Consider the following 12542-nt stretch of genomic DNA (forward strand, 5'->3'; position numbering starts at 1 on the left):
TTGAAGGAAAGCACACTGACTCAGGCCAGGCTAAAATGAGGCCCTGCGCCGGTAAATTCGAAAGCTACCGGCCTTTTCCCGGCTGCGGTTTCGTCTCCCCCCCCGGAAATCAGCAGCGGAAGGGGAATACCAGCCAATTGGTAAAAAAATCATCATGCAAAGGAGTCAAAAAGGGTAATCTCCTCAAGAAAAGCGTTATTGATTCATTGAAATCAAAAACTCCTCATTATTCTCGGTCCCCTTCATCTTGTCCAATACAAACTCCATCGCTTCGAAAGAGTTCATGCGATTCAGGTAACGCCGCAGCAAGACCACTTTCTCCTTCTCCGATTCCGGAACGATAAGCTCCTCGCGCCGGGTACCACTTTTGAAAATATCGATGGCAGGATAAATTCGGCGTTCAGACAGGTTGCGGTCAAGAACCAGCTCCATGTTGCCGGTCCCCTTGAACTCTTCAAAGATCAGATCATCCATGCGCGAACCGGTCTGAATCAGAGCTGTAGCAAGGATGGTAAGGCTTCCACCATCTTCGATATTCCGCGCCGAACTGAACAGCTGGCGGGGTGCTTTCAGTGCTTCAGAATCCACTCCACCCGACATGGTACGCCCCGAAGAAGGCTGGCAAATGTTGTAGGCGCGCGCCAACCTGGTTATTGAGTCCATCAGGATAAGTACATCATGCCCGCTTTCAACCAGGCGTTTGGATTTTTCAAATACAATCTCCGACAGCCCGACATGATTTTCCGGACGCTCATCAAAAGTGGATGCTACCACTTCGGCATCCTCCACATTGCGCTCCATTTCGGTGACTTCTTCCGGGCGTTCATCAATAAGCAAGATAATAACCTTCGTCTCCGGATTATTTTTATTCACGGCATTAGCGACATTGCGCAGAATAGTAGTCTTTCCCGTCTTTGGCTGGGCTACAATCAATCCGCGTTGTCCTTTTCCTACAGGAGCGAAAAGATCAACAACCCGGGTGGTATACTCGCTAGGCTTGTGTTCCAGCTTGAGGCGTTCTTCGGGATAGATCGGCAGCAGGTCTTCAAAATCCCCGCGGTTGTCCATATCCGTTGGTATCTTGCCATTCACTCCATCAACCCGTAAAAGAGCAAAATAGCGCTCTCCTACCTTGGGGGGACGTATAATTCCGATTACACAATCCCCCTGTTTCAGGCGAAACCGCTTGATTTGCGACGGTGAAACGTATATATCATCAGGGCTGGCCTTGTAATTGTAATTTACCGATCGCAGGAATCCATAGCCATCGGGCAGAATTTCCAGGGTTCCCTCCTGGATAAGATAGGGACCCAGCTTGGGTTGTATCTCTTCCAGCCGCTCTTCCAGGGTGGGTGCATCCGACTCGGGTAGAATGTCATGCACATTCTTCTTTTTCTTCTTACGCCCGGATGACCGGCTATTTCCTTTGGATTTGTCATACGACTTCGTATGCTCATCACCCGAATTCCCATTGCTGTGCGCCCGCGCCTTGTCACGTACTGACTGTGTAATTCGATCAATAAGCTGCTGTTTGCGCAATCCTGAAACGGATGAGAGGCCCTGCTCGCGAGCTAATTCCTTTAACTCCTTGACGGTTTTGTTCGGCAAAGTATCAATTTGCTCTAACGTAACTCCATCGGTCTGATAGTCCGACATAATATTCTTCTTCTATAATTTGGTATGCGTTGCGATGAATAAAAAGGTTCTACAATCTTATACTAAGCTGTAAAGAGAGTTGATCTACACTGTGGAAAAAGGGAGAAACGCAGGTAGATATGATACTAACGGTTTAAACAAGTGTTTTTATCCAATCCCGAACCGTAGCGTAAAAGTAAAAACTTCCTGCAAAAATTACTAATTCCGTCTCAAACTCTTTTAGCAAACGCTGCTGTTGATCCGGCTGGTTCGGAAAAGCCATCACTTGCGGCCACCATTCCTTGATCTCCTTAAACGGTGCCGCCCGCTCTGTGTTTAGTGAATAATAATAGATATTTTTGAATTCTGAAAATTCATTCATCACATCCGGCTGTATTTTATCACGCATGAGTGACAGCACAAGGATGGCTTCATTCATATTTCCCACCGTTGCTAAAGACTCTTTAACCTGCTTTACGGCTTCAATATTGTGTGCGCCGTCGAAATACCACCTTCTTTTTTCCGATAACTGCTCAAAACGTCCATACCCCGGTGCTACAGAACCCAGGGCCCGCTCGAACTGCTGCTCAGAAACCGGCAGATGGCCGCTGACAGCCCGAATGGCCTGCCAGGCCATGGCAACATTAAGCGCCTGTACCGGGGCAATAAGCGAGGTTCTCAGCTTCTTCTGTCCGCCTGGAGTCTTTAACAAAACCGCTCTGCCGGAAACAAGCCGGGGCTGCAGTTCCTTAATATCAAACAGCTCGCTACCCTTCTCTCGGGCTATCCCCTGAATGATTCTCTCCGCTTCTTCAGGCAAATTCCCAATGATTACAGGCCGGCCCGACTTTATGATACCTCCTTTTTCCCGTGCAATAGCCGCCAGGCTGTCTCCGAGAATATCGGTATGATCCAGTGAGATACTGGTGATGATACTCGCCAGCGGATGTATAATATTCGTGGCATCCAGCCGACCGCCTAATCCCGTTTCAATAATGGCGATGTCGACCTGTGATTTTGCGAACCACCAAAAAGCAATAGCTGTGCTGATTTCGAAATAAGTCAAACGGTGTTCTTCGATCAGGGTCCGATACTGCTGAAAAAAAGCAAGCAGTTCCGCATCAGGGATGGTAGAACCATTAATGATAAAACGCTCGTTAAAGGTTAAAATATGAGGCGAGGTATATAAGCCGGTCGTATATCCGGCCTCATGGTAGATGGCTGCCAATATTCGGCAGGTACTGCCCTTGCCATTGGTCCCGGCCACATGTACAGCTGGAAATTGTTCCTGGGGACAGCCGAGCTCTTCGCAGAATCTCTCAAATTTCGCCAGGTTGAAATCGGCAGCCTTGGCATGGTCGGACTGGAACTTCGGGATGGCAGCAAGATATTGCTCTACATCCTCTATCGTTAAAAAAGACATGGATAAAAAGGACAAAAGTTAAAATTTCGTTCTTAGCCTAAAGCTCTTTACTTTGACGGGAGCTTAAAATAAGTTCGTTTTGGATGTTATGATATATAAATCGTTGGTGAAACCCCTGTTATTTCAGCTCGATGCTGAACGGGCACACGACCTGACGCACATTTTTGCACAAAAAGCCTCCGAAAGCAGGATATTACGATCCCTTGCAAAGGCCCTTTACAACTACCAGTCGCCCGGTCTCTGCCAAAACATATGGGGACTGAAATTCCGAAATCCCCTGGGTCTTGCTGCCGGCTTTGACAAAAATGGGCATATTCCGGAAATAATGGAAGCCTTAGGCTTTGGTTTCGTAGAAATCGGCAGTATTACCGGAAATCCAAGTACCGGCAATCCCAAACCCCGCCTCTTTCGGCTTCCGGGCGACCACGCCCTCATTAACCGGATGGGCCTGAATAATGATGGGGCTAAAACCATCGTCAAGCGACTTAAAAATAAAAAACTGTCGATCCCCCTGGGAATCAATATTGCCAAGACCCACGACCCCACGGTGATGGGCGACCGAGCCATCCGTGATTATGTGCACAGCTTCAAGGAAGCACAAAAAATAGCAGATTATATCACGGTCAACATTTCTTGTCCCAACACCACCGAAGGCAAAACATTCGAGGATCCGGCCGCTCTGGATGAACTGCTTGCCGCCCTGGCCATCCGCAATGACGCCCGGGTCATCCCGACGCTGGTGAAGTTTTCCTCTGATCTGACGAAAGAGCAGCTCATGGAGCTCCTGCAGGTTTGCGAGGATCACCAGATTCCCGGCTACGTGGCCTGCAACACCTCTTCCGCCCGCGATAACCTGCAAACATCCAGCGACATCGTTAAAGATATCGGGCGGGGCGGCCTCAGTGGACGCCCGATCGCCCCGAAGAGCGTCCGCATCGTCCGGTGGATCAGTGAAGCAACAAAGGGACAAAAACCAGTTATAGGAGTAGGCGGCGTGGATTCACTGGCCACCGCTCTTGACATGATGCTGGCAGGGGCCGATCTCCTTCAGGTGTATTCGGGCCTGATTTACGAGGGTCCTGGACTTATAAAGTCCATTAACCGGCAGCTTGTCAGGGAACTCAAAGAGCTGAATATTGACTCCATCCACCAGTTGTTCAGCGTCTCATAGCCTTCCCATGCCACCAATTCAGTCAAGAACAAGCATCCCCCGCTATGAAACAATATGCCGCGGAAGCGTTGACGGAATCTGAACCAGTACTTCATAGTTCATAAAGTTCCTCATCTCGCTGAAAGAGGCAACTGTCATCTCCTGTTCTCCCTGCACGCCGATAATGACGACTTCATCTCCCTTGGTGACCGCGGGAATATCCGTGATGTCAACGGTCAACAAATTCATATTCACCAAACCTGCCACCGGCGCCCGCTCACCGTTAATCAGTACGATACCAACATTGGTCAGATTTCGACCAAAGCCGTGGGCATATCCTATGGGCACTGTGGCTATTTGCTGGTCACGGCTGGTGAGATAGGTATTGCCATAACCGACGAATTCACCGGCCGGCACCATCTTGGTACTCATGACTTCACTTTTCCAGCTGATCACCCGATTCAGCGGATCCCGGTGCTTTTTATTGATATCCGGATGGCGTTTCACAAAGTTCATATACGTTTCACGATTGGGCCAGAATCCATATTGCGCGATCCCGATGCGCACCATATCCATGATGGTTTCCGGATAGTTCAGGGCCGATGCAGAACAGGCTGTATGATAATGCTCCGCCTCAATCCCATGATCCTCGAACCAGCTCGTATATTCCCGGAACCGTTCTATCTGCTCCTGTACACGCACATAATTCCCAACGCTTTCCGCCCCGGCATAATGCGTACAGATTCCATCGAGGCGGAGGTGCTCGTGATTCTCTTTGAGCAGCTGTACGATATTCTCAAAGGTATCGGAATCGAGTCCCAGCCGGTTCATGCCGGTCTCCAGGTGCAAGTGAATGCGGGCGGGCTTGCCGATACGCTTGGCCTCCTTCACTGCGGCCCGGAGCCGATCCAGTTCAAAAACAAAAAAGGAAACGTCTCGCTCGATAGCCCAGGCAATAACCCCGTTGTTGATCATACCCATGATCATGATATGGGTATCCTCTTGAGTGGACGCGCGGCAGGCTTCACGGGCCTCATCCGAGCTGAATACTGAGAAATGGCGGATGCCGCACTCCTCTGCCAGGGGAACAAAATACTTGATACCGTGTCCATATGCATTGCCCTTGATAACCGAACTGAACAGTACGTCTTCTCCAACGTAATCTCTTAGAAAAGATATATTCTGCTGAAAAGAAGATTTACTAAGCTCAACATACGACGGGTAGAACGGCTCTTTCATCCTTTGGATACAATCTCTTTTATAATTTGCATGAACATCAACACCCCCGAGGAGATAACAGCGTCCTCAAAATCATACTGCTCAGCATGCAGGGCCGGGTGTTCGGAACCGATGCCCAGTCCAAACATGGCACCGGGAATTTCCTGCGTGAAATGACCAAAGTCCTCCGACCAGCTGAAAGGGGTTTGCTTTTCTGAAATTTCCAGATCACAGTCCTCGGCAGCCCTGCAAATGATGTCAACAGCCCGGGCATCATTGGTTGTGGCCGCAAAAGGTTCCACCCAGCTATGTGCCATGTCAAGTCCATAGGTTTGGGCCAAACCTTCAGCGATGGTAAGGCAACGACGCTGAAGATCAGACAACAGCTCGTCGTCGTAGGTCCGCAGGGTGGCACGAACGATTGCGTGCCCGGGAGAAGTTCCAAAAGCCCGCTCTCCCAGAACCGCATTGATGACGGTCACTTTCGTGGCCTGGTCCAATGAGCTGTAAAACTGGGGAACTGCCGAAAACGCTTCAATAAGCTGTGCAACAGCGGCCGCAGGACTGACCCCCTCTTCCGGATGAGCGGCATGGGCCGTCTGTCCCCTGAGCTCAACCTCCAGTCCGACAGAAGCGGCAGCGAAGACACCGGGTCGGACAACAATTTGGTGCTTGCCATGGCCCGGCAAGTTATGGAGAGCGAAACAGTAATCGAGAGACCGTGCCTGGAAGGCTTCCTCTTCAAGTATCTTCAACGCCCCCTCTCCCGTTTCTTCAGCCGGCTGAAAGAGTAGTGTTACGGTCCCCGAGGCAGGTCGATCTGCAGCCAGTAATTTCGCAACGCCACACATAATGGCCATATGGCCGTCATGCCCGCATTTATGGCCCACACCCTCCGCTTTCGATTGGTAATCAGTCTCAATCTTATCTGGTATGGGCAGGGCATCGAGTTCACACCGGAGCAGCAGATGCGGACCTTCTGACTCTCCTTTGTAAGAAGCCAGGATTCCATGTCCCCCGAGCCCCGTCCGGAGCTCATCAGGGGCAGTGTCTGACAGAAAATCACCTATACATTCGGCCGTTTCCGATTCCTGTCCGGAAACTTCGGCCTTCTGATGCAGCCGGTGGCGTAAAGCCGTCAATTCCTGCATGTGCGGAGCTATTTTTGAAGACATCTGAAAATTTTCAATAAGAAGGTTCGTGAGGGAACTCAATTAGTAAATTTTAAAGCAGAATTGCCAGTACCGGGCGATAAAGACGCAGGGCTCATCGACCCCGCCACGTGAAAATACACATAACCAGACTCATCGGCGGGGATCCCGTGGCCCCTTCTCCTGCCGGTAGAGCTCTCCAAGTATCCTGCGGGGATCAGGATACAGGCGGAGGGCTTCTTCACGCCTTTCCTCAGAGACCACGCCCGGCATATCAGCTTCCCCCGGATCTCTCACTGAGAGCTGGAAGTGAAGATGCGGAACCCAGCCCCCGTTTTCCTCCCGGCTGCCCAAAGCACCTATCTGCTGGCCACGCTGCACCCGGTCGCCCGCCGACCAGCGCTCAAGAGAAGAGCGGGACAAATGACCATACAGGGCAAACAGCTGCGTGCCATCAAGATCGTAGGCAATTATTATGGTAGGCCCGTAATCACCCCTCTTATTATTATCCTGCAGGTAGGCAACCGTTCCATTAGCAAAAGAAAAAACAGGGGCACCGGCCTCTGTCCAGATATCGATACCCATATGGATATTGCGTTTATTGCAATATTGCGCCGCCACATACATGCCGGCTCGTTTTTCATTATAACGCCCGATGCCCCACCTTTTTGAACGCACAAATCCCGGGTTGTAGCCTGATGTAAAATCAAACAGGTACATCTCATCCGGATAATTCATTACCGGAGCATATTTGCACATAACTGAACCTGTTTTTTTGTTCCACGGCCGGCTTGACGGTATGGGATAAGCATACGACGCATGTTCCACCTCTTCTTCGATTTCACGGGCCTGCCTTTACTCCACAATCTTATCAATATAATCGGAATTCATGATTCCGAGCGCCCCCATGTATTTCATCCTAAACCGGATAAAGTCTCCTACCTCGTAGCCCGCCTGGTTGTCCCCGACATCCAGGATAAGCATATCAGAACTCGCATCAACGATATTTACTTCTCCATCTCTTTCGACGTCGATGATGTGTTCCGGATTGATATCCAGGTAACCTATATCCAGGATGGCCCGGTAGGAAGTTTCACCATAATCCTCTTCGTCAATGTCTGTAACCTGTCCCTGGGGGTTTTTCCCCAGCTCACCACTGGGAACCTTGGGCTTTTCGGCAATCTCAATAATCTGGCTATAAAGTTCCAGTACATCGTTGTGCATTCCCTCAATGGTTCCACCGGTGAAGAGATCCTTGCCAAAGAAAAGCGCTTCGCCCACCCGGAAATGGTTAATCCCCCTGGGCAGTTGATTGCGCAGGAGCAGTGGTATAGTAACCGTGGTTCCGCCGGAAACAAGCGGGATGGTTTTGTTAAAGCGCAGTTCAATAATCTGTTTGTACAAGGAGAGCTGGATCAGCTTGTCCTCGTCCGGCATCACCCCATGCATACAGTTCAGGTTCGTGCCTATGCCCAGCACTTCGATATTGGAAAGCTTGAATACCTCCTCATAGAAGTCAACTATGTTCTCCCGGATAACCCCTTCACGCAGATCACCCATCTCAATCATGATGATCACTTTGTGCACCTTGCCCTGCTTCTTTGCTTCATCAGAAAGAGCATGCAGGGTGGAAAGTTCGGTATTGAGACTTGCATCCGCATATTTTACCACCGACTCGATAATATCCTTGGGCGGGGGTTTGATATAGGTTGTCATTGTATCCGGATCGATCTCCTTAATTTTCTTGAGATTGCTGATCCGCGAGTCATGCATCTCTCCAATCCCAAGATCGGCCACCTCCTTCAGATAGGCTTCATGTCCGCATAACAATTTTGTTGTGATTCCCCACTTGATATCGTTTTTCTTAAACAGATTATCAAGGAAGTTATAATTCTCACGCAGTTTCTCGCGATATAGTTTTAAATAGGCCATGCCCTATTTCTTCAGTCGCATTTCCAGGTACTTGTTGGTAAACCCGTATTTTTCATAAAGATATTTAGCCGGGTTGTCGTGTTCAACATGCAAGGCAATATCACCTTCGGTGGCGTCTATAGCCCGTTCCATCAGCTGTTTTCCAATACCTTGCCCGCGGGCCTCACCATGAACAGCAATATACACTAAAATATGTTCCGGTATATAACCACCCATGTTGGTATCATTAATAATCACTGCCCCCACAATCTCTTCGTCCTGGTGGGCAACCAGGATAAAACCGTCCTGTCCGGATTCATCGCCGTAGGCGTATCCTATACACTTCAGAATATGACGCTTTTCATCGCCATATTCATCGAGATGCTGAAATAAGAAATCGGCAATGTCCTCACGCGAAAAGACCGTGGGATTTTCCGTGTCCGAATGTATGATATCAAATTGCATGATCAACCGTTTAGAGTCATTACTATGTTATTATTCTCAATTTGTCAGGATTTGTTTCTTCCGTCGGGAAACATGAGTGATAATAATACAAACACCATGAACGAAGCCGAAATTCCAAAAACATTGGCATCAAGGCCCGCGGGCAGCTTTTCCATAAACACTTCAAGCAGGATGGTGACTGCCCCTCCAAGGATCATAGCGCCCATGGCGCCGACACTGCTGCTCTTCTGCCAGTAGAAGGCCCCCACAATAGGCACAAACAGCCCGGAAACCATAAAGGCATACGAATAGAGCATCAGATCCAGCACATTGGTCATCATACTGGCGATAAACAGGGCCCCGGCACCGATAAGCAGTGTTGTAACCTGCGAAAAACGAAGAAACCGGTCACTGTCATGATCCACCTCTTTAAAATAACCGATGATGTCCGAAACCACATTGCCTGAGGCAGCCATCAGGCAGCTGTCGGCCGTGGAGAGAATAGCGGAAAAGTAGGCACTCATCATGACTCCCATCAACCCTACCGGCAACACGGTGCGCAGCAGCATCGGCAAGCCGGTTTCGGGATCTGTTTCTGCAATATTTTCAGCTCCGAGATAATCAAACATGCCCTGGGAAGCGGCTACTTTCGCAAAAAGTCCCAGTGCAACTCCCATAAATGCCATAACCGGCCATTCAAAAAGGCCCGCCAAAAACCAGGCTTTTTTTGCTGTTTTCTCGTCGTTGCATGCATAAATTCGCTGGTACAGGGTCATACCCACAAACCAAATGGGGATAATGGTCACTGCCCAATACACTACTTTCTGCCAGGTAATATTGGTCATTGACAGCAAGGATGGGTCCACGGTCCGGCCAATGGCCTCCCACCCTCCAACCGCATAATATGAGATGGGAATACCTACAAAGACCAGTCCCATCATCAGAATGGCCCATTGAACCGTATCCGTATAAATCACGGCCTTAAGTCCGCCCATGACGGTATAGATGACGGCTACTGATCCCATGATGATAAGCGCGGTCTGCAGATCCAGATTTGCAAACGTGCCCTGAGCCAGTTTAGCACCTGCCAGTATCTGCGAACTGGTAAAGCCGGCATACCCTACTGCCGAAATAATACCGGCAACGAGAGCAACCTCAGGCGTGAAGTAGTGCTTGAAAATTTCCGGAAAGGTATAGGCCTTATCAAAAGCAGCATTCCCCTTTACTTTCGGGATCAGCAGCACGGCGGCAAGCCAGGCTCCCAGCAGTCCCGTAAAAAGCATCCATGAGCCTGAAATACCCATTACAAAACCAAGTCCGCCGAGCCCAATGGAAAATCCACCTCCCACGTCGGTTGCAACCACCGACAGGCCGATGTGCAGACTGCTCATATTGCGGCCGCCAACGTAATAGTCTTCAGCGCCTTCATTCCTGTTCAAAAAGAAAAATCCAAAGCCCAACATTGCCAGCATATAGCAGACAAAAATCGTCAGGTCAATCCAGTGCATAAATCTAAGCCATAAATTGGATTTCCACCTAATAAAAAAACCCTTGAGCAAACTACTCAAGGGTTCATTCATATCGACCCCATAATATATCCTTTACGTTCCGGAATTCCCAAATCTGAAAAGCGGATGCGGACGGCTAACCGACAGGGGACTGCCTGGGCCACCTGGAATCTGCCCCGATGAATTGCCGAATCCGTAAAAGAGAGGTACAGTACGCATTGATTATCCCCCTCTTTTCTTTTCTGTAAAATCATTTTAACTGAGATGAACGTTTTGAAAAACGTTTAGAAAGTATATTTTTCTTCTCTTTTCAACATCCTATCTTGTAACCGCAATGGGATTAACCATAATTTAACCATACATGACTACTACGGAAGAAGCTATCTCGCTCGAAGATCAATTTGGAGCTCATAATTACCATCCCCTCCCGGTGGTGCTTTCTAAGGGCCGGGGCGTTCATGTATGGGACCCGGAGGGGAACCGGTATTACGATTTTCTATCGGCTTATTCAGCGGTTAACCAGGGCCACTGCCATCCACGCATTATCAACAGGCTGAAAAAACAGGCTGAAGAACTAACGCTTGTTTCACGGGCCTTCTACAGCGACCAGCTGGGCACCTACGAAGAATATATGCACGACCTTTTTGGGTATGACAAGCTCCTGCCCATGAATACGGGAGCCGAAGGGGTGGAAACGGCTATAAAACTCTGCCGCAAATGGTCTTACGAAAAAAAAGACCTAGCGCCCGAACAGGCGACCATTATTGTAGCCAAAGGGAATTTCCACGGACGCACAACCAGTATCATATCCTTCTCAAATGACCCGGTGGCCCGCAAGAATTTTGGACCTTACACCCCGGGCTTCGTATCTATTCCCTATGACGATCTTGATGCGCTTGAGCAGGCCCTTCAACAAGAAGATGTTGCCGGCTTTCTCGTGGAGCCCATTCAGGGCGAGGCGGGCGTAAAGGTGCCATCCGAGGGCTATCTCAAGAAAGCATCCGAACTGTGTAAAAAATACGAAACTCTCTTCATAGCCGATGAAATACAGACCGGCATCGCCCGTACCGGAGCCCTGCTGTGTGTGGATCATGAAGAAGTACGACCTGACATTGTTATTCTTGGCAAAGCCCTTTCAGGAGGCGCCTATCCCGTTTCAGCGGTATTGGCCGACAACGAAGTCATGGAATGCCTGCGTCCCGGCGAGCACGGGTCCACCTATGGAGGAAATCCCCTGGCCTGTGCCGTTACCATGGAAGCCCTCGACGTAGTCCAGGATGAGAATCTGGCCGAAAATGCCGATCGCCTGGGTCATCTGTTTCGTCGTGAAATGGAAGCCCTTGCCAAAGAAACAGATCTCGTGAAGCTGGTTCGCGGTAAGGGACTGCTGAATGCCATCGTTATCAACGACGCCGAAGACAGCCAGACGGCCTGGAACATCTGCCTGCAGCTAAAAGAAAATGGGCTGCTTGCCAAGCCGACGCATGGTAACATTATTCGCTTTGCTCCTCCGCTGGTAATGACGGAAGAACAACTTCGGGAGTGCATCTCAATTATTTCAACAACTATTAAAAAGTTCGAAGCTGAGCTGTAAAACCTATCCCCTCCCGGGTGCAAAACAACCGTTTCATCCGGGAGATCTTCCCTCCTTCAGCTGATTTCATTGAAACTACCGGCCCCCCTTTACCCAAAAAACAGCCTGTGTTCCGCAGTCTTTTCTGCAGGTTGAAATCTGATAAAATGAGCAGATAAAACCATTTCGAGCTGCAAACCCCGGCTGCAGGACTCTTTTCCTGTGCTTATTGTGCGAGCAAGGGGCCTGTTCTTAGTACAACATCGTATTTCCACTCGTTTTTTGCTGGTGAAAGAGATGCCCGCGCGGTGAACCGATTCCATAAATTTTCCCCGCGAAATAAAAAAAGCGGCTCCCTGACCTCAGGAAGCCGCTTTTAAGTAGTGGCGGGGGCAGGATTCGAACCTGCGACCTTCGGGTTATGAGCCCGACGAGCTACCAGCTGCTCCACCCCGCGATGTGAGTGCCTATAATAAGGCTTGACATGGGTACTTGTCAATAGTAAATTTATTTTTATTTACCACCCTTC

The 12542-nt window shown here is 49.5% G+C and carries 10 protein-coding genes and 1 tRNA gene; 2 read left to right on the forward strand and 9 right to left on the reverse strand.

Annotated elements, in window-relative coordinates:
* Positions 1 to 195: 195 nt before the first annotated feature.
* Together rho and FN808_RS14765 are read right to left on the reverse strand one after the other, a co-directional pair.
* Positions 196 to 1656 carry a transcription termination factor Rho gene (gene rho, locus FN808_RS14760; protein ID WP_142715381.1) on the reverse strand — a complete coding sequence of 487 codons (1461 nt, stop codon included), beginning with the start codon at positions 1654 to 1656 and terminating at the stop codon, positions 196 to 198.
* A gap of 133 nt (positions 1657 to 1789) precedes the next feature.
* Positions 1790 to 3073 (reverse strand): bifunctional folylpolyglutamate synthase/dihydrofolate synthase, encoded by a 1284-nt coding sequence (locus tag FN808_RS14765; RefSeq protein WP_142715382.1) that lies wholly within the window; start codon positions 3071 to 3073, stop codon positions 1790 to 1792.
* Between the two features lie 73 nt (positions 3074 to 3146).
* Here FN808_RS14765 and FN808_RS14770 point away from each other — a divergent pair, with 73 nt between their 5' ends.
* Complete coding sequence (locus FN808_RS14770) at positions 3147 to 4229, forward strand: quinone-dependent dihydroorotate dehydrogenase (protein ID WP_185958431.1); 1083 nt, start codon at positions 3147 to 3149, stop codon at positions 4227 to 4229.
* Positions 4230 to 4271: 42 nt separating this feature from the next.
* Here FN808_RS14770 and alr read toward each other — a convergent pair whose 3' ends face one another.
* The 6 genes from alr to FN808_RS14800 all read right to left on the reverse strand — a co-directional run bounded on the left by alr (position 4272) and on the right by FN808_RS14800 (position 10440).
* Positions 4272 to 5447, reverse strand: a complete 1176-nt coding sequence (gene alr / locus FN808_RS14775; protein ID WP_142715383.1) for an alanine racemase — start codon at positions 5445 to 5447, stop codon at positions 4272 to 4274.
* Entirely contained in the window at positions 5444 to 6601 is a 1158-nt protein-coding gene (locus tag FN808_RS14780) for an amidohydrolase (RefSeq protein WP_142715384.1), read from the reverse strand. The genes alr and FN808_RS14780 overlap by 4 nt, the downstream gene beginning before the upstream one ends.
* A gap of 129 nt (positions 6602 to 6730) precedes the next feature.
* Positions 6731 to 7336 carry a peptidoglycan DD-metalloendopeptidase family protein gene (locus FN808_RS14785; protein ID WP_142715385.1) on the reverse strand — a complete coding sequence of 202 codons (606 nt, stop codon included), beginning with the start codon at positions 7334 to 7336 and terminating at the stop codon, positions 6731 to 6733.
* Between the two features lie 96 nt (positions 7337 to 7432).
* Entirely contained in the window at positions 7433 to 8509 is a 1077-nt protein-coding gene (locus FN808_RS14790; RefSeq protein ID WP_142715386.1) for an alanine racemase, read from the reverse strand.
* 3 nt (positions 8510 to 8512) lie between these two features.
* Positions 8513 to 8953: a GNAT family N-acetyltransferase gene (locus tag FN808_RS14795; RefSeq protein ID WP_142715387.1), complete on the reverse strand. Its 441-nt coding sequence runs from the start codon at positions 8951 to 8953 to the stop codon at positions 8513 to 8515.
* A 44-nt stretch (positions 8954 to 8997) separates the two neighbouring features.
* Positions 8998 to 10440 (reverse strand): sodium:solute symporter family protein, encoded by a 1443-nt coding sequence (locus FN808_RS14800; protein WP_142715388.1) that lies wholly within the window; start codon positions 10438 to 10440, stop codon positions 8998 to 9000.
* 361 nt (positions 10441 to 10801) lie between these two features.
* On the opposite strand from FN808_RS14800, the gene rocD reads away from it, so the two are divergent.
* A complete protein-coding gene (rocD, locus tag FN808_RS14805) occupies positions 10802 to 12034 on the forward strand; it encodes an ornithine--oxo-acid transaminase (RefSeq protein ID WP_142715389.1) in 1233 nt (410 codons plus the stop codon).
* Between the two features lie 363 nt (positions 12035 to 12397).
* Here rocD and FN808_RS14810 read toward each other — a convergent pair.
* Positions 12398 to 12470: transfer RNA gene (locus FN808_RS14810), tRNA-Met, on the reverse strand.
* Between the last annotated feature and the right edge of the window lie 72 nt (positions 12471 to 12542).

Origin of the sequence: Fodinibius sediminis (assembly GCF_900182555.1) — a bacterium.
Lineage (GTDB): Bacteria > Bacteroidota > Rhodothermia > Balneolales > Balneolaceae > Fodinibius > Fodinibius sediminis.

Coding starts and splice junctions, on each gene's coding strand:
- rocD (WP_142715389.1), top strand. CDS start 10,802: ATGACTACTACGGAAGAAGCTATCTCGCTCGAAGATCAATTTGGAGCT.
- FN808_RS14790 (WP_142715386.1), bottom strand. CDS start 8,509: ATGGCCTATTTAAAACTATATCGCGAGAAACTGCGTGAGAATTATAAC.
- rho (WP_142715381.1), bottom strand. CDS start 1,656: ATGTCGGACTATCAGACCGATGGAGTTACGTTAGAGCAAATTGATACT.
- FN808_RS14770 (WP_185958431.1), top strand. CDS start 3,147: ATGATATATAAATCGTTGGTGAAACCCCTGTTATTTCAGCTCGATGCT.
- alr (WP_142715383.1), bottom strand. CDS start 5,447: ATGAAAGAGCCGTTCTACCCGTCGTATGTTGAGCTTAGTAAATCTTCT.
- FN808_RS14795 (WP_142715387.1), bottom strand. CDS start 8,953: ATGCAATTTGATATCATACATTCGGACACGGAAAATCCCACGGTCTTT.
- FN808_RS14780 (WP_142715384.1), bottom strand. CDS start 6,601: ATGTCTTCAAAAATAGCTCCGCACATGCAGGAATTGACGGCTTTACGC.
- FN808_RS14785 (WP_142715385.1), bottom strand. CDS start 7,336: ATGTGCAAATATGCTCCGGTAATGAATTATCCGGATGAGATGTACCTG.
- FN808_RS14800 (WP_142715388.1), bottom strand. CDS start 10,440: ATGCACTGGATTGACCTGACGATTTTTGTCTGCTATATGCTGGCAATG.